Source organism: Blastococcus brunescens (genome assembly GCF_035320885.1).
GTDB classification, from domain to species: Bacteria; Actinomycetota; Actinomycetes; order Mycobacteriales; family Geodermatophilaceae; genus Blastococcus_B; species Blastococcus_B brunescens.
On sequence record NZ_CP141261.1, the window covers coordinates 2,053,844 to 2,072,129 of the forward strand.

The 18,286-nt window shown below is 73.3% G+C and carries 22 protein-coding genes and 4 pseudogenes; 20 read left to right on the top strand and 6 right to left on the bottom strand.

Going from position 1 to position 18,286, the window contains the following annotated elements; genetic code table 11:
* Positions 1–23 precede the first annotated feature (23 nt).
* The 16 genes and pseudogenes from clsA (at position 24) to U6N30_RS13730 (ending at position 10,434) form a co-directional block, all read left to right on the top strand.
* On the top strand, positions 24–704 hold the full coding sequence (clsA, locus tag U6N30_RS13655) for a cardiolipin synthase ClsA (RefSeq protein ID WP_324277696.1): 681 nt from the start codon (positions 24–26) through the stop codon (positions 702–704).
* Positions 701–865 (top strand): hypothetical protein, encoded by a 165-nt coding sequence (locus U6N30_RS13660; RefSeq protein ID WP_324277697.1) that lies wholly within the window; start codon positions 701–703, stop codon positions 863–865. The genes clsA and U6N30_RS13660 overlap by 4 nt, the downstream gene beginning before the upstream one ends.
* 2 nt (positions 866–867) lie before the next feature.
* Entirely contained in the window at positions 868–1,608 is a 741-nt protein-coding gene (locus U6N30_RS13665; RefSeq protein ID WP_324278294.1) for a DUF881 domain-containing protein, read from the top strand.
* A 4-nt stretch (positions 1,609–1,612) separates the two neighbouring features.
* On the top strand, positions 1,613–1,945 hold the full coding sequence (locus U6N30_RS13670) for a small basic family protein (protein WP_097183245.1): 333 nt from the start codon (positions 1,613–1,615) through the stop codon (positions 1,943–1,945).
* Between the two features lie 396 nt (positions 1,946–2,341).
* The gene (locus U6N30_RS13675) at positions 2,342–2,587 is read left to right on the top strand and encodes a hypothetical protein (protein WP_324277698.1); all 246 of its coding nucleotides are present in this window, start codon (positions 2,342–2,344) and stop codon (positions 2,585–2,587) included.
* Positions 2,584–2,952, top strand: coding sequence for a DUF881 domain-containing protein (locus U6N30_RS13680; protein ID WP_324277699.1), 369 nt, complete (start codon positions 2,584–2,586; stop codon positions 2,950–2,952). The genes U6N30_RS13675 and U6N30_RS13680 overlap by 4 nt, the downstream gene beginning before the upstream one ends.
* Before the next feature lie 90 nt (positions 2,953–3,042).
* Positions 3,043–3,405 (top strand): glycine cleavage system protein GcvH, encoded by a 363-nt coding sequence (gcvH, locus tag U6N30_RS13685; RefSeq protein ID WP_324277700.1) that lies wholly within the window; start codon positions 3,043–3,045, stop codon positions 3,403–3,405.
* 262 nt (positions 3,406–3,667) lie between these two features.
* A complete protein-coding gene (gene odhI, locus U6N30_RS13690) occupies positions 3,668–4,186 on the top strand; it encodes an oxoglutarate dehydrogenase inhibitor Odhl (protein ID WP_324277701.1) in 519 nt (172 codons plus the stop codon).
* An 85-nt stretch (positions 4,187–4,271) separates the two neighbouring features.
* On the top strand, positions 4,272–4,649 hold the full coding sequence (ftsR, locus tag U6N30_RS13695) for a transcriptional regulator FtsR (RefSeq protein WP_324277702.1): 378 nt from the start codon (positions 4,272–4,274) through the stop codon (positions 4,647–4,649).
* On the top strand, positions 4,637–5,008 hold the full coding sequence (locus U6N30_RS13700) for a hypothetical protein (RefSeq protein ID WP_324277703.1): 372 nt from the start codon (positions 4,637–4,639) through the stop codon (positions 5,006–5,008). Before ftsR ends, U6N30_RS13700 begins: the two co-directional genes overlap by 13 nt.
* A 154-nt stretch (positions 5,009–5,162) precedes the next feature.
* Positions 5,163–5,654: a bifunctional nuclease family protein gene (locus U6N30_RS13705; protein WP_324277704.1), complete on the top strand. Its 492-nt coding sequence runs from the start codon at positions 5,163–5,165 to the stop codon at positions 5,652–5,654.
* Between the two features lie 246 nt (positions 5,655–5,900).
* Entirely contained in the window at positions 5,901–6,473 is a 573-nt protein-coding gene (locus tag U6N30_RS13710) for a MerR family transcriptional regulator (RefSeq protein ID WP_479690602.1), read from the top strand.
* Between the two features lie 212 nt (positions 6,474–6,685).
* Positions 6,686–8,388: pseudogene (locus tag U6N30_RS13715) on the top strand (aminomethyl-transferring glycine dehydrogenase).
* Between the two features lie 41 nt (positions 8,389–8,429).
* Complete coding sequence (locus U6N30_RS13720; protein ID WP_324277705.1) at positions 8,430–9,380, top strand: aminotransferase class V-fold PLP-dependent enzyme; 951 nt, start codon at positions 8,430–8,432, stop codon at positions 9,378–9,380.
* Complete coding sequence (locus U6N30_RS13725) at positions 9,350–9,571, top strand: hypothetical protein (RefSeq protein ID WP_324277706.1); 222 nt, start codon at positions 9,350–9,352, stop codon at positions 9,569–9,571. The genes U6N30_RS13720 and U6N30_RS13725 overlap by 31 nt, the downstream gene beginning before the upstream one ends.
* 38 nt (positions 9,572–9,609) lie before the next feature.
* Positions 9,610–10,434: a DinB family protein gene (locus U6N30_RS13730; protein WP_324277707.1), complete on the top strand. Its 825-nt coding sequence runs from the start codon at positions 9,610–9,612 to the stop codon at positions 10,432–10,434.
* On the opposite strand, the pseudogene U6N30_RS13735 reads toward U6N30_RS13730, so the two are convergent.
* The 3 genes and pseudogenes from U6N30_RS13735 to U6N30_RS13745 form a co-directional block, all read right to left on the bottom strand.
* Positions 10,395–10,505: pseudogene (locus tag U6N30_RS13735) on the bottom strand (DUF5999 family protein); the annotation flags it as partial. The gene U6N30_RS13730 and the pseudogene U6N30_RS13735 overlap by 40 nt on opposite strands.
* 211 nt (positions 10,506–10,716) lie before the next feature.
* Complete coding sequence (gene coaA, locus U6N30_RS13740) at positions 10,717–11,301, bottom strand: type I pantothenate kinase (protein WP_324277708.1); 585 nt, start codon at positions 11,299–11,301, stop codon at positions 10,717–10,719.
* Positions 11,298–11,486, bottom strand: coding sequence for a hypothetical protein (locus U6N30_RS13745; RefSeq protein WP_324277709.1), 189 nt, complete (start codon positions 11,484–11,486; stop codon positions 11,298–11,300). Before U6N30_RS13745 ends, coaA begins: the two co-directional genes overlap by 4 nt.
* Positions 11,487–11,788: 302 nt before the next feature.
* Between U6N30_RS13745 and U6N30_RS33855 the strand changes: the two genes are divergently transcribed.
* On the top strand, positions 11,789–13,069 hold the full coding sequence (locus tag U6N30_RS33855) for a hypothetical protein (protein ID WP_422678069.1): 1,281 nt from the start codon (positions 11,789–11,791) through the stop codon (positions 13,067–13,069).
* On the opposite strand, the gene U6N30_RS13755 is transcribed toward U6N30_RS33855, so the two are convergent.
* Together U6N30_RS13755 and U6N30_RS13760 are read right to left on the bottom strand one after the other, a co-directional pair.
* On the bottom strand, positions 12,967–13,530 hold the full coding sequence (locus U6N30_RS13755; RefSeq protein ID WP_324277710.1) for a serine hydrolase: 564 nt from the start codon (positions 13,528–13,530) through the stop codon (positions 12,967–12,969). The two genes, U6N30_RS33855 and U6N30_RS13755, sit on opposite strands and share 103 nt — an antisense overlap.
* Positions 13,531–13,619: 89 nt before the next feature.
* Positions 13,620–14,164 (bottom strand): annotated as a pseudogene (locus U6N30_RS13760) (YbhB/YbcL family Raf kinase inhibitor-like protein).
* Positions 14,165–14,618: 454 nt separating this feature from the next.
* On the opposite strand from U6N30_RS13760, the gene U6N30_RS13765 reads away from it, so the two are divergent.
* The 3 genes and pseudogenes from U6N30_RS13765 to U6N30_RS13775 all read left to right on the top strand — a co-directional run bounded on the left by U6N30_RS13765 (position 14,619) and on the right by U6N30_RS13775 (position 17,484).
* Entirely contained in the window at positions 14,619–15,080 is a 462-nt protein-coding gene (locus U6N30_RS13765; protein WP_324277712.1) for an HAD family hydrolase, read from the top strand.
* Positions 15,077–17,064 (top strand): annotated as a pseudogene (locus U6N30_RS13770) (glycoside hydrolase family 65 protein); the annotation flags it as partial. The gene U6N30_RS13765 and the pseudogene U6N30_RS13770, both read left to right, overlap by 4 nt.
* A gap of 144 nt (positions 17,065–17,208) precedes the next feature.
* Positions 17,209–17,484 carry a glycosyl hydrolase family 65 domain-containing protein gene (locus U6N30_RS13775; RefSeq protein ID WP_324278297.1) on the top strand — a complete coding sequence of 92 codons (276 nt, stop codon included), beginning with the start codon at positions 17,209–17,211 and terminating at the stop codon, positions 17,482–17,484.
* Here U6N30_RS13775 and U6N30_RS13780 read toward each other — a convergent pair.
* Entirely contained in the window at positions 17,477–18,184 is a 708-nt protein-coding gene (locus U6N30_RS13780; RefSeq protein WP_324277713.1) for a M50 family metallopeptidase, read from the bottom strand. The genes U6N30_RS13775 and U6N30_RS13780 overlap by 8 nt on opposite strands.
* Positions 18,185–18,286: the final 102 nt, after the last annotated feature.

Genomic DNA, 18,286 nt, shown 5'->3' on the forward strand with positions numbered 1-18,286 from the left:
CTGGGAGACGAGGTGGAGGAGCAGTGACGTCGTCGAACGGTTCGTCGGCGACTGCACCCGTCCCTCCGGACGGGCCGCTGCCGGCCGGCTCGCCACCTGTCACCGATCGCGAGGACCTGCCCGACCGGGTGTGGACGCTGCCCAACGCGCTCTCGGTGCTCCGGCTGCTGGGTGTGCCGTTCTTCCTCTGGCTGCTCCTCGGTCCCGAGGCCGATGGCTGGGCCGTCGCCGTCCTGATGGTCTCCGGCTTCACCGACTGGCTCGACGGCAAGCTGGCGCGCTGGCTGGACCAGAGCAGCAAGCTGGGGGCCCTGCTGGACCCAGCGGCCGACCGGCTCTACATCGTCAGCACGCTGATCGCGCTCGCGCTGCGCGACATCGTCCCGGTGTGGGTGGTCGCCCTCCTCGTCGGGCGGGAAGTGGTCCTCGGCATCGCCCTCCTCGTGCTGCGCCACTACGGCTATCCGCCGCTGCAGGTGCACTACCTCGGCAAGGCCGCCACGCTCCTGCTGCTCTACGCGTTCCCCGGTCTGCTGCTGGCCGACGGCAGCGGCTGGCTCGCGACGGCCATCGAGCCGTTCGCCTGGGCGTTCACGATCTGGGGAACGGCGCTGTACGTGCTGGCCGGCCTCTTCTACGTCATCCAGGTGGCCGGCATCGTGCGTGCCGAGCGGGCCGGCACCCTGTCCCGCACGGCGCGGTGACCGCAGCACCGCGGGGCGGCGGGCCGCGCTCGATGGGCGCGTCCCTCCTCGACGCCGTCCTGGCCGAGACCCTCGACCCCGCCTACGCACGCGCGGCAGCGGACCGCGCCGCCGGCGGTGACCCCAGGCCCAGCCGCAGGGGCGCGTGGCGGTGGCGGTGACCATGGCCGTCGCCGGGGTGCTGGTGGCGATCACCTACCAGGAGGCGGCCGCGAGCGTCCAGGGCCGGCAGCAGGTACGGGCCGCTCTCGTCGACGACATCCGGCGCGACTCCGCCATCACCGACGAACTGGCCGGTCAGCTCGAGCTCCTGCGCACCCAGCTCACCAGCGCCCGCGACGAGGTGCTCGCGGCCAGCGCCGTGGGACAGCGGGCCGCGGACGTGCTGGCCCGCGCCGAGCGCGATGCCGCCGCGGTGGCCGTCACCGGGCCGGGTCTGCTCGTGACCCTGGCCAACGCCGACCCGACCGCCGACGAGGACCCCGTGGGTGGCGGCACCGCCCAGGAGGACCTGCGCGGACGGGTCAAGGACGGCGATCTCCAGGTCGTCGTGAATGCGCTGTGGGCCGCCGGCGCGGAGGCGATCAGCATCAACGGCCAGCGCCTCGGCCCCACGACCGCCATCCGCTTCGCCGGCGAGGCGGTGCTGGTGGACTTCCGGCCGGTCACCAACCCGTACGAGATCAGGGCGATCGGCGATCCGGACGAGCTGTCGAACGCCTTCCTCGACAGCCCCGAGGTCGAGGTCCTCGCGGGGATCTCCAAGACCTTCGGACTCCGCTTCGAGTTCGCCGAGCGGGAGGAGCTGTCCCTTCCCGCGGGCGGCATCCCCGAACTCGACTCCGCCCGACCGGAGGGCCGCGACGCGCCGGCCGCCGAACCCGATTCCCTGCCTGGAGGCTGACCCCGTGATCCCGATCCTCGGACTCGCGGCCGGCGTCCTCCTCGGCCTCTTCTTCGACCCGACCGTGCCGCTCTGGCTGCAGCCGTACCTGCCGATCGCTGTCGTGGCCGCCTTGGACGCCGTCTTCGGCGGCTTCCGCGCCCGCCTCGACGGGATCTTCGACGCCAAGGTGTTCGTGATCTCCTTCGTGTCCAACGTCGTGGTCGCGGCCCTGATCGTCTTCCTCGGTGACCAGCTCGGGGTCGGGGCGCAGCTGTCGACCGCGGTCGTGGTGGTCCTGGGCATCCGGATCTTCGGCAACGCCGCAGCGATCCGCCGGCACGTGTTCCGGGCATGAGCGGCGACCAGCGGCCCGGTCCCGGCCGGCACCCGGGGCAGGACCCCGGTCCCGCCGGGGACGACGTCGTGGTGCCGCACCCGTTCGGTGCGGGATCCCTGGGGAACGACCCGCTGCGCCGGTGGAACCGCCGGACGGCGCGGTCCCGGACGCGACGGCCGATGCGGCCGCCGAGGAGACCGCGGCACCCGTACCGGACCGGGAGGACGAGGCCGCCGCCGACGAGCCGGCGACCACACGGGCCCCGACGGACGCGGCGTCGGAAGGTGCGGCGTCGGAGGGCGCGGAAGCGGACGCCGCCCCGCCGACACGGCCGGCCCGCAGGCGCCGCGACCCCTGGCCGCCGCCCTCATCGGCGTCCTCACGCTGCTCCTCGGCTTCGCCTTCGCCGTCCAGGTGCGGGCCGTCGGCGACGACCAGGACTACGCCGGCGCCCGGGAGGAGGACCTGGTCCGGATCCTCGACGACCTCAACGCGCGCGAGGAACGACTCCGCGAGCAGATCGCCGACCAGCGCAACGCCCTGGAGCAGCTCACCAGCTCCGACAGCCAGTCCGCAGCGGCGCTGGAGGAGGCGCGGGCGCGCGCCGAGGCCATCGGCATCCTCAACGGCACGCTCCCGCACAGGGCCCCGGGCTGGTGATCACCATCCGGGACCCGGACGACGAGGTGGCGGTCAGCGACATCGTGGACGCGATCCAGGAGCTCCGGGGTGCCGGTGCCGAGACCATGCAGATCGACGGGGTCCGGGTCGGCGTCTCCACCGCGGTCACCGGGACGCCGGGGGACCTGATGATCGACGGGCGTCCCGTCACCTCGCCCTACGAGATCGTCGTCATCGGCTCGCCGCAGGACATGGACACCGCGCTGAACATCCCGGGAGGGGTCGCCCAGGACCTGAACCGGCAGGGTGCCGCGGTCACGATCGAGCAGTCCGAGGACGTCGTGGTGGACGCGTTGCGGCCGCTCGACACGCCTCAATACGCTTCACCCGAGACCGACGACTGAACGAGGCCGTCCGCACGTTGCCCCCACCACGATCCCTGGAGACCAGCGCATGGCCACACCGGATGACCGTCGCTACACCGATCAGCACGAGTGGGCGCTGATCCAGGGAGCGACGGAACCTCGACCGTCGTCCGGGTCGGCATCACCGACCACGCGCAGGACGCGCTCGGGGACATCGTGTTCGTCCAGTTGCCGGCGGTCGGCGACGAGGTCGCCCCGGGCACGCCGATCGGCGAGGTCGAGTCGACCAAGTCGGTGTCGGACATCTACGCACCGGTCGCCGGCGTGGTCGCGGCCGTCAACGAGGCCCTGGAGGACGCGCCGGAGACGGTCAACGCCGACCCGTACGGAGCGGGCTGGCTGGTCGAGATCAGCGTTCCTGGCGAGGGTGGGGATCCCACCGGCGCGCTGCTGGACGCCGACGCCTACCAGGCCCTCGTGGATGCGTCGTGACGGCCCCGCCGTCGGGCCCCGGCGGCACGACGATCACTATGATCGCGTGAGAGCACCGGTTCGCCGGTGACCAGCACGGGAACCTCGGTTCCACGACCCTGACCGTCCAGTTGACCCTCGGGCCGACCGGCTGGTTCCATGACCACGGTCCGCCGCTCCCGCGGCGGCCGACCCACGGCGGGCCGTCCGGTCCGTCGTCCGCCGGCCGCTCGCGGCCCGTTCCGAGGCCCGCGGCGGGGCCCTCGCACAGGAGGAGACAGACGTGCACTGCACTCGATGTGGCCACGAGAACCCCGAGGGCAGTCGCTTCTGCGCGCAGTGCGGCTCGGCGCTCTCCCAGGAGCGGGTCGGTGAGTCGACCAGCGTCATCCCCAAGGTCGGCGGCGAGGACTCCACGGAGCAGCCGGAGATCACCGAGTCGGCGGCCGACGCGCACGCCGGTGCGGTCGAATCGCTCCCGGCCGGCTCGGCCCTGCTGGTCGTCAAGCGCGGCCCGAACGCCGGCAGCCGGTTCCTGCTCGACCAGGACGTGACCACGGCCGGGCGGCACCCCGACAGCGACATCTTCCTCGACGACGTCACCGTCAGCCGCCGGCACGTGGAGTTCCACCGCGAGGGCGGCGGCTTCTCGGTGCGCGACGTCGGCAGCCTCAACGGCACCTACGTCAACCGGGAGCCGGTCGACGTGGCGAACCTCGCCGGGGGTGACGAGGTGCAGATCGGCAAGTTCCGCCTGGTCTACCTCACCGGTCCCCGCACGGGCGAGCCGGCCGCTCGCTAGTGGCCGGACCGGCGGTCTCCCGCGTGTGCGGGGCACGATCCGGCGTCCCGGTCCAGGGCGCCGGCGAGACGGGGACGTGACGGCGGTGCCCGAGCGCGACAGCGCGCTCGGGGACGCCGTCGATCAGCACACGCCACGACTGACCATCGGCGAGGTGCTGGCCGTTCTCCGCGACGACTTCCCCGACGTGACGATCAGCAAGATCCGCTACCTCGAGTCCGAGGACCTGGTCCACCCGCAGCGCACGCCGTCGGGGTACCGGAAGTTCTCGCGGGCCGACGTGAGCCGGCTGCGCTACGTCCTGGCCGCCCAGCGCGACCAGTACCTGCCGCTGCGCGTGATCAAGGACCACCTCGAGGCCCTCGACCGGGGGAGCCGCTGCCCGCGGCCGTCAGCGGCCCCGGCGCGGTGCTGCCGCCGCCCGCCGCGGACGTCGACGCCGAGACGGGGGTGCCTCCGCTGACCCCGGACCAGTTCGCGCGGGCCGCGGGACTCGAGCCCGACCAGCTCGCCGACTGCGTGCAGTTCGGTCTGCTGGCCACCGACGCCGACGGCCGGCACCCGGCCGCCGATCTGCCGGTGGCGCGCGCCGCCGCGGGTCTCGCCCGCCACGGCATCGAGCCCCGGCACCTGCGCGTCTACCGCACCGGCGTCGAGCGCGAGGCGGGGCTCGTCGAACAGCTCGTCGCCCCCGTGCTGCGAGCGCGGTCGGAGGAGGCCCGCACCCGGGCCACGGAGAAGCTGCGGGAGCTCGCGACGTTGTCGGCGCAACTGCACACCGCGCTCCTGGAGGCACGCCTCCGGGATCTCCTGCGCCCATGACTCCGGCGTACCGTGGACATGGCAGATCGCACGCCACGGGACGGGGCGCCCCGACGCGCCCGAGCCGGTCCCCGAGTCCGACCGCCGCCTGACCAGACGCCGCAGAAGAGACCAGCCGCCCGCCACCCCCGGGCCGCAGCCGAGGAGTCGCACCGTGCAGGAGCTTCGAGTCGTCGGTGTCCGTGTCGAGCTGCCCGGGAACCAGCCGATCCTGCTGCTCAAGGAGACGCAGGGCGAGCGCTACCTGCCCATCTGGATCGGTGCCGTCGAGGCCGCCGCGATCGCGTTCGAGCAGCAGGGGGTCAGGCCGGCCCGCCCGATGACGCACGACCTGCTGCGGGAGGTCGTGAGTGCGCTGGGCGCCACGCTGGAGGCGGTGAACATCACCGAGATGCGGGACGGGATCTACATCGCCGAGCTCGTGTTCGGGGACGAGCGCGTGGTGAGCGCGCGCCCCTCGGACGCCGTCGCGCTGGCGGTCCGCACGGGCGCGCCGATCTTCGGCGCCGACGACCTGCTGGACGAGGTGGGGATCGAGATCCCCGACGAGCAGGAGGACGAGGTCGAGAAGTTCCGGGAGTTCCTGGACCAGATCTCGCCCGAGGACTTCGGCGCCGGCTCCGGACAGGGCGGTGGCCCGGCCTGACTCCGGCCGGCACGGGGCCGTCAGGGGTTATCGGCAGCTGTTCGCGGACCTCCACCCGAAATGATGAGCGGGGCGACACGCCGCCCCGCTCAGTTGACCGAGTCCCTGGCCCGGCTTACGGTCGGCGAACAACAACGGTGTGACATCTGAGGTCAGTGGGTGCAACGCCCACACGATCGGACCGCAGGCGCGAAGCCGTCGACCCGGACCGCGCGAGCGGCTCCGGGACAGAGGAGGACGCTGGACGTGAGCGACCAGAGGGACGGCTCTCAGGGTCAGCTGTTCAGCGATGCCGCTGTCGGGGCCCCGCCGTACGACGAGGTCGACACCGACCTGGTCGGTTACCGCGGCCCGACGGCGTGTGCCGCTGCAGGGATCACCTACCGCCAGCTCGACTACTGGGCCCGCACGGGCCTGGTCGCGCCGTCGGTGCGCAGCGCCACCGGCTCGGGCACGCAGCGCCTGTACTCCTTCCGCGACATCCTGGTGCTCAAGGTCGTGAAGCGGTTGCTGGACACCGGCGTCTCGCTGCAGAACATCCGCAAGGCCGTCGACCACCTGCGGACTCGCGGGATCAAGGACCTCGCCAACGTCACGTTGTTCTCCGACGGCGCGACGGTCTACGAGTGCACCTCGGCCGAGGAGGTCGTCGACCTGCTCGCCGGCGGCCAGGGCGTCTTCGGGATCGCGGTCTCCGGCGCGCTGCGCGAGCTCTCCGGTGAGCTGGCCGAGCTGCCTGCCGAGCGCCTCGACGGCGGGCCCGTGCACGCCGCCGATGACGAGCTGTCGATGCGCCGTCGCCGTCGGGCCGCGGTCTAGCCCTAGCCTCGAACAGTGGGCGCGGATGCGCAGATCTGACCCTCAGAACTGCGCATCCGCGCCCACTGTCGCCTCCTCAGCCGCTGCGGCCCGCTGGTACCGTCCGGCTGGTGGCCGACCGCGCTCGATCCCTGCCGTCACTGAGCTCACTGGCCCCCTCCGGGTCCTTCGCCGCCCGGCACATCGGGCCGCGGCCAGGCGAGACCGCCGAGATGCTCGCTGCCGTCGGTCACCCGACGCTCGAGTCCCTCGTGGACGCCTGCGTCCCCGAGGGAGTGCGCGACCGGACCCCGCTCGACCTGCCCGCCGCACTGGACGAGGCGGCCGTGCTGGCCCTGCTGCGGAAGAGGGCGGCCGCCAACGAGGTCTACACCTCGATGATCGGGTTGGGGTACTACGGAACGGTCACCCCGGCCGTCATCCAGCGCACCGTGCTGGAGAACCCGGCCTGGTACACCGCCTACACGCCGTACCAGCCCGAGATCAGCCAGGGCCGCCTCGAGGCCCTGATCAACTTCCAGACGATGGTGGCGGACCTGACCGGCCTGCCGGTGTCCGGCGCCTCCATGCTCGACGAGGCGACGGCAGCCGCAGAGGCCATGACCCTGGTGCGCCGGGCGGGGCGCGCCGCGTCGGACGCCGTCTTCGTCGTCGATGCGGACACGCTGCCACAGACCCTCGCGGTGCTGCAGACCCGCGCCGAGCCCCTCGGCATCGGGCTGCACGTCGCGGACCTGTCGGCGGGCTGGCCGCAGGACCTGCCTGAGGCGGGCGCCTTCGGGGTGCTGCTGTCGTTCCCGGGCGCCAGCGGCGCCGTCCGCGACCACCGGGCGCTCGCCGCCGCCGCCCACGATGCCGGGGCGTCGGTCGTCGTCGCGGCCGACCTGCTGGCGCTCACCCTGCTGGAGGCGCCGGGGAGTGGGGCGCCGACGTCGCCTGCGGCACAAGCCAGCGTTTCGGCGTCCCCCTGGGCTTCGGTGGGCCGCACGCCGGCTACCTGTCGGTGCGCGAGGGGTTGGCCCGGCAGCTGCCGGGCCGCCTCGTCGGGGTGTCGGTCGACGCCGACGGCGACGTCGCCTACCGGCTGGCGCTGCAGACCCGCGAGCAGCACATCCGCCGCGAGAAGGCGACGAGCAACATCTGCACCTCCCAGGTGCTGCTGGCCGTCATGGCCGGCGCCTACGCCGTCTACCACGGACCGGAGGGCCTCGCGGCGATCGCCGCGAGGGTGCACCGCAGCGCGCAGACGCTCGCCGGGTGGCTGACCGACGGCGGACTCCAGCTGGTGCACGAGGCGTACTTCGACACGATCGGGGTGCGGGTGCCCGGGCGCGCCGCCGAGGTGGTCGCGGACGCCGCGCAGCGTCGGATCAACGTTCGCCGGGTGGACGACGACACGGTGGCCGTCGCCTGCGACGAGACAACCACGCCCGAGGTCCTGCGCGCGGTCGCCGAGTCGTTCGGGGTGGCCGCCGGCGAGCTGTGCGGCGACGGCGAGGACGCGCTGCCCGCCGACCTGCGCCGCCGTACGCCCTACCTGACCCACCCGGTCTTCTCCGCGCACCGCTCCGAGACGGCGATGCTGCGCTACCTGCGGACGTTGAGCGACAAGGACCTCGCGCTCGACCGCACGATGATCCCGCTCGGTTCCTGCACGATGAAGCTCAACGCCGCCACCGAGATGGCCGCGGTCACCTGGCCGGAGTTCGCCAACGTGCACCCGTTCGTGCCGGCCGAGCAGGCCCGCGGGTACCGGCAGCTGATCGACGAGCTGTGCGCGGCGCTCGCCGAGGTCACCGGTTACGCCGCGGTCAGCGTGCAGCCCAACGCCGGCTCCCAGGGGAGTTCGCCGGGCTGCTGGCGATCCGCGGCTACCACCGCTCCCGCGGGGACGACCAGCGCGACGTCTGCCTGATCCCCAGCTCGGCGCACGGCACGAACGCCGCGAGCGCCGTCATGGCCGGGATGCGGGTGGTCGTAGTGGCCTGCGACGAGGCCGGCAACGTCGACGTGGCCGACCTTCGCGCGTTGGTCGACCAGCACGCGGACCGCCTCGCGGCGATGATGCTCACCTACCCGTCGACCCACGGCGTCTTCGAGGTCGACGTCCAGGAGATCTGCGCAGCCGTGCACGACGCCGGCGGGCAGGTCTACGTCGACGGCGCCAACCTGAACGCCATGGTGGGCCTGGCCAAGCCGGGGCGCTTCGGCTCCGACGTCAGCCACCTGAACCTGCACAAGACCTTCTGCATCCCGCACGGCGGTGGCGGGCCCGGGGTCGGCCCGATCGGCGTCCGGGAGCACCTCGTGCCCTTCCTGCCCGGCCACCGGCTCGCCGAGACCGGGGGCCAGGGCGCGACCGTGTCCGGGGCGCCATGGGGCTCCGCCGGCATCCTGCCCATCTCCTGGGCCTACCTCCGGCTGATGGGCCCGGACGGGCTGCTGGCGGCGACGGAGCACGCCATCCTTGCGGCCAACTACGTGGCGACCCGGCTGCGGGACCACTACCCGGTCCTCTACACCGGTGCGGACGGCCTGGTCGCCCACGAGTGCATCCTCGACATCCGGCCGCTCACCAAGGCCACCGGTGTCACCAACGACGACGTCGCCAAACGGCTGATCGACTTCGGCTTCCACGCCCCGACGATGAGCTTCCCGGTCGCCGGAACCCTCATGGTCGAGCCCACCGAGAGCGAGGACAAGGCCGAACTGGACCGCTTCGTCGAGGCGATGGTCGCCATCCGCGAGGAGATCGAGAAGGTCGCGACCGGGGAGTTCGACCGCACCGACAACCCACTGCGCAACGCGCCGCACACGTTGGCCATGCTGGCGGGGAGTGGGACCGGCCCTACGCGCGCACCACTGCCGTCTACCCGGTGCGCGGCCTCCAGGGGCGGGGCTACCTGAGCCCGGTCCGGCGGATCGACCAGGCCTACGGCGACCGCAACCTGGTCTGCTCGTGCCCGCCGCCGGAGGCCTTCGCCGAGCACGAGTTCGGAGCGCACGAGCCCGCTCATGACGGCACGGCCCCGGACCGCTCGTCCGGAGCTCCGGACGACCTCGGGACGACGGCCGACGTGGTGGGCGCCCGGACCTAGGCGGCGGACCGTCGGGGGTGGCTGGCAACGTGCCAGTCATGACCGACCCCGGCGCGAAGGCCGACCTCCACCGCTACCTGCAGGTGGCGCGCGACGCGCTGCTCTGGAAGCTCGACGGGCTCGACGAGTACGGCGCGCGACGGCCGATGACGCCCACCGGCACCAACCTGCTGGGGTTGGTCAAGCACCTGGCGTACGTGGAGCTGGGCTACTTCGGCGAGACCTTCGGCCGCCCGGCGGCGGAAGCGGGCGTGTGGGTCGCCGACGACGGCAGCGAGCCCAACTGGGACATGTGGGCGCGCGCCGACGAGTCCCGGGCGGAGGTCGTGGGCCTGTACCGCCGCGCCTGGGCCCACGCGGACGCGACCATCGAGGCCCTGGGGCTGGACGCCGGGGGCGCGGTGCCGTGGTGGGACGGCGAGCGGGCGCAGGTCACCCTGCACAGGGTGCTCGTCCACGTCATCGCGGAGACCAACCGGCACGTCGGGCACGCCGACGTGGTGCGGGAGCTGATCGACGGGGCGGCCGGCCTGCGCCCGGGGAACGACAACCTGGCGCCGGGGACCGCGAGTGGTGGGGTCCTACCGCGACCGGCTGGAGCAGGCCGCACGGGAAGCGCCCGGTCGAGCTCCGAATGCGGGCTAGCCGCCGCCGGCGTCCAGGGCACCGCCGGGAGCCTGCGATCGGTGGGAGGACGGGGCCATTCCGGTGGGAGGGGCGGGGTCCCTCGTCAGGCCTGGGCGAGCTCGGGTGCCAGCCAGACGTGGTGGTCGGGGACGGCGCGGCCGTCGGGGAGCAGCTCGCCGTCGTCGTCGAAGAGCACGACGCCGTTGCACAGCAGGCTCCACCCCTGTTCGGGGTGACTGCTGACGACGGCCGCGAGGTCGCGCGCCTCGCTCGTGACGTCGGGGCAGGGCGTTACGTGATGGCACATGGCGGTCTCTCTTCGTCGGGCATCCACGACACGGTCCGGAATTACGTACCGTGCTCGTCTGATTACTGAATTCGGCAAGTGTGCGCGTCGACTGAAGCCGCTGGACGTGAGCCGGATCACCAGATCACCCCAAGGGGTCGGCAAGTACTGCCACGCCGACGACGGCTCGGGGAGTACTCGCAGGTCGGCTCCGGCGTGTCGCCGTTGCGCGTCAGAGCTTGCGGAGGAGCACCCGCCGCACGGAATGATCGGCCGCCTTCTGCAGCACCAGCCGGGCGCGCGAGCGGGTGGGTGCGATGTTGCTGCGCAGGTTCGGCCCGTTGACCGCCGCCCAGATGCCCAGCGCCGTCTCCCGGGCCTGGTCGTCGGTGAGGTCGGCGAAGCGGTGGAAGTACGCGGTGGTGTCGCGGAAGGCCGTGCGCCGCAGGGCGAGGAACCGCTCGACGTACCACCGCTGGATGTCGGCCTCGGCGGCGTCGACGTAGACGGAGAAGTCGAAGAAGTCCGAGAGGAACACCGGCGGCGCCGTCCCGTCGGGGCGGCCACCGGCCTGCAGGACGTTGAGCCCCTCCAGCACCAGGACGTCGGGCCGGTCCACGACCTGCCGGGCGCCGGGGACGATGTCGTAGGACTGGTGGTCGTAGACCGGGGCGGCGACCTCCTCGCGGCCGGACTTCACGTCGGCCAGGAATCGCACGAGCGCGCGACGGTCATAGCTCTCCGGGAAGCCCTTGCGGCCCAGCAGGCCGCGGGCCTCGAGCGCACTGTTGGGCAGCAGGAAGCCGTCGGTCGTCACCAGGTCGACGCGGGGGAGCCGGGCGCCCCGGCGAGCAGCCGCTGCAGGAGGCGGGACGTCGTGCTCTTGCCGACGGCGACGCTGCCGGCCACCGCGATGACGAAGGGCACCTTGGCCGTGCTGTTGCCGAGGAAGTCGCTCTGCGCCGCCCACAGCCGCTGGCTGGCGGCGACGTGCAGATCCAACAGTTCCGCCAGGGGAGGTAGACCGTCGCCACCTCGTCGAGATCGATCCGGTCGCCGAGGGTGGCCAGCTCGCGCAGCTCCGCCTCGTCGAGCGGAAGGCGCGTCCCCGCGGCCAGGGCACGCCACGACGCGCGGTCGAAGACCGCGTAGGGCGAGATGGAGCCGCGCGCACCGACCGTCACGGGCCCATCGTGCCGTCCGCGTGTCCGGTCGCGTTCCTCCGGGTCACCCGCCCGGGTGGGGAGAGGCACGAGACGGGGCGGGAGGCGCACGCCGGCGCGCGGCGAGTCTAGGGTCGGCGTGTGCCGACCCGCCCGGGGCTGCTCGAGTGCATCGAGCGCTACTTCGCCGCCGCTCCGCTCCCGGACGCGCGCATCCACGCCGTCGGCGGGCTCGACGTGCCCGTCGGTGACCCTGCCTGGCCGTACCCGGCCCGCCCGCGCGCCGACGGTGACCCGGTCACCGCGGAGGACGTGCGGGCTGCCGTCGCCCTCCAGCAGGAGTCGGGTCTCCCCACAGCCCTGGAGTGGGTGCCGGAGTGCTCGCCGGGTACGTCGGCCGCCGCTCGGGCCGCCGGTCTGACGGTGGAGGAGGAGCCGCTGCTGGTCGCCGTCGACCCGGTGGAGCTGCTGCTCCCCGTGGGACTCCGCCTCTACGTGGTGGGCGCCGACGACCCGGAGCTGGCCCGCTACCAGCGGGTGGCGGCCACCGCCTTCGCCCATCCCGGCGGCCCGTCCGACGTGGGCGACGTCCCGCTGGACACCTCTGACGAGGCACGGTCGCGGACCGAGGTGCTCCGGGAGCGGATCGCCTCGGGTCGCACCGTGATGATGGTGGCGGTGGAGAAGGGGCAGCCGGTCGCGGTCGGCTCGCACCAGCCGGTCGACATCGACGGCTCCGAGGTCAGCGAGGTCGTGGGGTGGCGACGCACCCGCGGCTGCGCGGGCGGGGCGTCGGTGCGGGGATGGCGTCGGCGCTCGTCGCGCACGCCGCCGAGACGGCGGACATGGTGTTCCTCGCCGCCGGGGACGACGACGTGGCCCGCATCTACGAGCGCGTGGGCTTCGCCCGGCTGGCGACCTCGGCCGTCGCCGACCTCCGCCCGCTCGCCTGAGCCCACCCGGGACCGGGCCGGCAGCGAGCTCAGGGGACGGCGCCGGGATCTCCGCGGCCGCCGCGGTGAGCCCCCGGCGTGCCGTGTCGACGTCGGTCGTCCGCGGCACTTCGCTGAGCAGCACCACCACCCGGGAGCCGACCACGCCCACCGAGTGCAGGTGCCGGTGGCCGTCGACGCAGCACATCCATCCCTGTTTCACCGGCGTCTGCGGGGGCGCGGTCGCGAACACGCCGAACTGCTGGTCGAAACCGTCCGCAGCCATGGGCGTGGCGGCACGCATCCAGGACAGGATCGCGGCCGCGTCGTCGGGATGAGCCACCGAGGGGAGCAGCGCCAGGAAGCGGGCGAGGTCCCGGGCCGTCGTCACCGCCTGGCCCCACTGTCCCGGGATCGTCGCGGGGGAGGGCGCGTGCCGGGCAGGTCGTACCGGGCCGCGACGTCGGTGACCATCTGCCCGCCGCCGTAGCGGACCCACAGCGTCGAGGCGGCCGGGTCGTCGGAGGTGCGGATCATCTCCCGGAGGAGGCCCGGGTCGTCAGCGCGCAGCCCCAGGACGCCACTCCGGGCGCGATGCAGGATGTCCTCGGCCATGAACAGCTTGACCATGGAGGCCGTGGGGAAGGCGCGGTCGGCCGCGGCGTTCCCGGCCGCCCCGGCCGCCAGCCGAGCAGCGCGCGCCTCCGCCGCCCGGAGCGAGAGCCCGGAGACGGGCACCTGCTGCCGCGCCACCGCGACAGCGAGCGTCCCGATCGGGGGATAGGCCGCGACGACCGCCGGGACCAGCTGGGTGGCCGGTGGCCCGCCCGCGAGCGCCCCTCGGTCCGGCGGCAGCGCGACCACCACCAGCGAGAGGAGCGCGAGGGTCAGGAGGACCCGCCGCGCAGCAGAGCGGGCCCGGCCGGCCGAGCGATCGGTTGCGCACGACATACCGCCATGGTCCCCCCGAACGGCGGCAACGCTTCAGCCTTCATGCACTCGCGGCGCGCCGCTGATCGGCTGTCACCGGCCGATGGCGCTCAGCTCTCCTCGTACGTCAGGACCATCGTGGCGCGGGCCAGGGTGTGGAAGAACAGGTTGAAGCCGAGGACGGCGGGCGTGGTGTCCGCGGTGATGTCCAGAGCGTCGGTGTCCACGGCGTGCACGACGACGAAGTAGCGGTGCGGCCCGTGACCCGACGGGGTGCCGCGCCCACGTAGCCGGCGAAACCGCCGTCGTTCCGCAGCTGGAGGGCGCCCTCCGGTAGCTGCGGTGCGTCCTTGTCGCCCGCGCCGCTGGGCAGCTCGGTGACCGAGCCCGGGATGTTGGCCACCGCCCAGTGCCAGAAGCCGCTCGCCGTGGGCGCATCCGGGTCGTACACGGTGACGGCGAAGCTCTTGGTCCCCTCCGGGAAGCCCGACCAGGACAGCTGGGGCGATCGGTCCTCGCCGCCGGCCCCCATCACACCGCTGACCTGCGGCGTGGGCAGGACGTCGCCGTCCGCGCAGTCGGTGCTGGTCACGGTGAAGCTCGGCACCTGCGGCAGGTGCGCGTAGGGGTCGTAGGACAGCGGCCGGTCGGCCATCGCGGGCTCTCCTCTTCTCGGTAGGGCTCGGGTACGGGGGTGCGGGAAGCGCCCCGGCCGACCCTAGGCACCGCGCGTTCGGCCCGCCCGTCGGCGCCGTCGGCGATCCGATACGCGACGGCAGCCGTCCTGACACGTCGCGGTGTCATGGCGCCGGTAGCGTCCCGGTCGTGTCAGCTCCCGGGCCTCTCGGCCTCCCGGCCTCCGTCCGCGTGTGTCTCTTCGACCTCGACGGCGTGCTCACCCGGACGGCGACGGTCCACTTCGCCGCCTGGAAGCGAACGTTCGACGAGTTCCTGCAGCGCTTCGCACCGGGGCAGCCCGAGTTCAGCCAACTCGACTACAACAGCCACGTCGACGGCAAGCACCGGGCGGACGGCGTCCGCGGCTTCCTCGCCAGCCGGGGCATCACGCTGCCCGAGGGGGCGCCGGGGATCCGCCCGAGGCCGCGACGGTGCAGGCGATCGCGACGCGGAAGAACGACATGGTGCTCCGCGAGCTGGACGAGCACGGTGTCGAGGTCTATCCCGGATCGATCCGGTACCTGCGTGCGGTCAAGGACGCCGGGATGCCCACCGCCGTGGTCACCGCGTCCGCCAACGGCGAGAAGGTCATCGCCGCCGGCGGGTTCGCCGACCTGATCGACGTCCGGGTGGACGGGCTGGTCGCGGCGCGCGACGCCCTGCGGGGCAAGCCGGAACCGGACACCTTCCTGGCGGGGGCGCGCCTGCTCGGGGTCGACCCGGCCGCCGCGGTGGTGTTCGAGGACGCCATCTCCGGCGTCGAGGCGGGCCGGTCGGGGAACTTCGGCTACGTCGTCGGGGTCGACCGGGTCGGCCAGGCCGAGGCACTCGCGGCGGCCGGTGCCGACGTCGTGGTCACCGACCTCGAGCAACTGATGGGGGAGAGGGCATGACGGAAGGCCGCGCCACCTTCCCGATCGAGCCCTGGTCGCTGACCGAGGTCGGGCTGGACCACGCCTCGCTCGGCGTGCACGAGTCGGTGTTCGCGCTGACCAACGGGCACATCGGCATGCGCGGGTCGTTCGAGGAGGGCGAGCCCGTCGTCGTCCCGGGCACCTACCTCAACGGGTTCTTCGAGGAGCGCCCGCTGCCCTACGCCGAGGCCGGTTACGGGTTCCCGGAGCAGGGCCAGACGATGGTCAACGTCACGGACGGCAAGCTCATCCGGTTGCTGGTCAAGGACTCCCCGCTCGACCTCGAGTACGGCGAGATCATCGACCACACCCGCACGCTGGACCTGCGGGCCGGCGTCCTCCGCCGGTCGACCGAGTGGCGCTCCCCGGGCGGCCGGACCGTCCGCGTGACGAGCACCCGGTTGGTGTCGCTGGCCCGCCGCTCGATCGCCGCGATCGAGTACAAGGTGGAGCTCACCGACGACCTCGGCGACCTCTACGTGGCACTGCAGTCGGACCTGCTGGCCAACGAGGCCGTCCCGACCGAGGACGACGACCCCCGGGCTGCGGCCGCGCTGGCCAAGCCCCTGCAGTCGGAGCTCGCCGTCGCCCGCGGCCGGCGTGCGGTGCTGGTGCACCGGACCCGGCGCAGCCATCTGCGCATGGCCGCCGGCATGGACCACGTCATCGAGATCCCCGACAGCTCCACCGAGGACCTCGAGGCGGCCGCCGATCTCGCCCGCTACACCCTCGCGGCGCGGATCCCCCAGGGCGGCAGCCTGAAGCTGGTCAAGTTCCTGGCCTACGGGTGGTCCTCCCGCCGGTCGAGCGCGGCGCTGCGCGACCAGGTGGAGGCGGCACTCGCGACCGCGAAGCTGGCGGGCTGGGAGCGCCTGGCACGGGAGCAGCGCGAGGTGCTCGACCAGCACTGGGACGAGGCCGACGTCGAGATCGAGGGCGACGACGAGCTGCAGCAGGCCGTGCGCGTGGGCATGTTCCACGTCCTCCAGGCCGGGCTCCGCGCGGAACGCCAGCCGATCCCCGCCAAGGGGCTGACCGGCCCCGGCTACGACGGCCATACTTTCTGGGACACCGAGACCTACGTCCTCCCGGTGCTCACCTACACCGCGCCGCACGCGGTCCGGGACGCGCTCCGGTGGCGGCACTCCACGTTGGACCTGGCCCGCGCCCGGGCCCGTGAGCTCGGGCGTCAGGGGCGGCCTTCCCGTGGCGCACCATCCGCGGCGAGGAGACGTCGGGCTACTGGCCCGCCGGGACCGCCGCCTTCCACATCAACGCCGACATCGCCGACGCGGTCGTCCGCTACCGGAACGCCACCCTCGACGAGGACTTCGACCGGGACTTCGGCGCCGAGCTGCTCATCGAGACGGCTCGGCTGTGGGCCTCGCTGGGCCACTTCGACCCCGAGCACGGCTTCCGCATCGACGGCGTGACCGGGCCGGACGAGTACACCGCGGTCGTGGACAACAACGTCTACACCAACCTCATGGCGCAACGGAACCTGCGCGAGGCGGCCGAGGCGGTGCGACGCCAGCCCGACGTGGCCGGCCGCCTGGACGTCTCTCACGACGAGGTGGACGTGTGGTTGCGGGCCGCCTCCCTGATGGCGGTTCCCTACGACACGCAGCGCGGCGTGCACATGCAGTCCGACGCGTTCACCCACCACCAGGAGTGGGACTTCGCCGGCACGCCGAAGGAGAACTATCCGCTCCTGCTGCACTACCCCTACTTCGAGATCTACCGCAAGCAGGTGGTCAAGCAGGCCGACCTCGTCATGGCGCTGCACCTGCGGGGCGACGCGTTCACCCTCGAGGAGAAGATCGCCAACTTCGCGTACTACGAGGAGCGGACGACGCGGGACTCCTCGCTCTCGGCCAGCCAGCAGGCCGTCGTCGCCGCCGAGACCGGGCACCTGCAGCTGGCCTACGACTACTGGGCCGAGGCGGCGCTGACCGACCTGCAGAACCTGCACCACAACTCGGGGCACGGCCTGCACATCGCGTCGCTGGCCGGCGGCTGGACGGTCGCCGTCGCCGGGTTCGGCGGCATGCGGGACCACAACGGGGAGCTGACCTTCGGGCCGCGGCTGCCCGAGCGGATCACCCGCATGCGGTTCCGCGTGGTCTACCGGGGCCGCCGGCTGACGGTGACGGTGACCCACGAGTGCGCCACCTACCGGTTGGAGGACGGCGAGCCGCTCGACATCCGGCACCACGGTCGGCAGGTCACCGTCGACCACCAGGACCTGGTGCTGGAGATCCCGCCGGCGCCGACGGTGGAGCCGGTCCGTCAGCCGGTCGGCTGCGAGCCCCGCCGGCGATCCCGGCCGGCCGTGCAGCCCGAGCGCCACCCGTCGGCGAAGGACTCCGCCGTCCTCAGGTGAGCAGCCAGCGGGCGCCCAGCACGAGCGCGCCGACGTCGACGAGCAGGAAGACGCCGACCCAGAACAGGGCCGGGAACGGGGTGAGTCGCGCGAGCTGGTCGGCGTCGGAATCGGGTGCGCCGCCCCGGCGGCGGCGCTTGGCCTGCAGCTCCAGCACGGTCTTGGGGGCGGCCAGCAGCAGGAACCAGGTGGCGACGGCGGCGAACACGGCCTGGCCCTCCGGCGGCAGCCACCAGGTGGCCGCGAATACGACCGCGCCGGTGACGAGTATCGACCACAGCCCGTACCAGTTGCGGATCTGGACGAGGAGCAACGCGAGCAGCACGAGCAGCGCCCACAGCAGCCCGATCGCGTGGCCCGCGGCGAGCAGCGCCGCGGCCCCCAGCCCGAACAGCCCGGGGCCGGTGTAGCCGGCCGCGCAGGTGAGCACCATGCCCAGCCCGGTCGGCTTCCCGGCGGAGACGGTGAGCCCGGAGGTGTCCGAGTGCAGCCGGATGCCCGAGAGCCGGCGTCCGGCGGCGAGCGCGACCACACCGTGGGCGCCCTCGTGGGCGATCGTGACCGCGTGCCGGGCGGACCGCCAGAACACGGGGGAGAGGACGAGCACGGCGGCTGCCGCGGCCGTGGCGAGCAGGACGGTCGTGGAGAGATCGGGAACGGTGGCGCTGACCCTCGTCCAGAACCGACCGAGAGCCTCCACGTCCCCGAGTCAACCGCACGGAGCTGCACGTCCCGTGGAGCGGCGCGGGTAGTCGGTCGACGGCGGGGGAGGGAGTGCCACCATTCCCGCCGTGGACCTCGC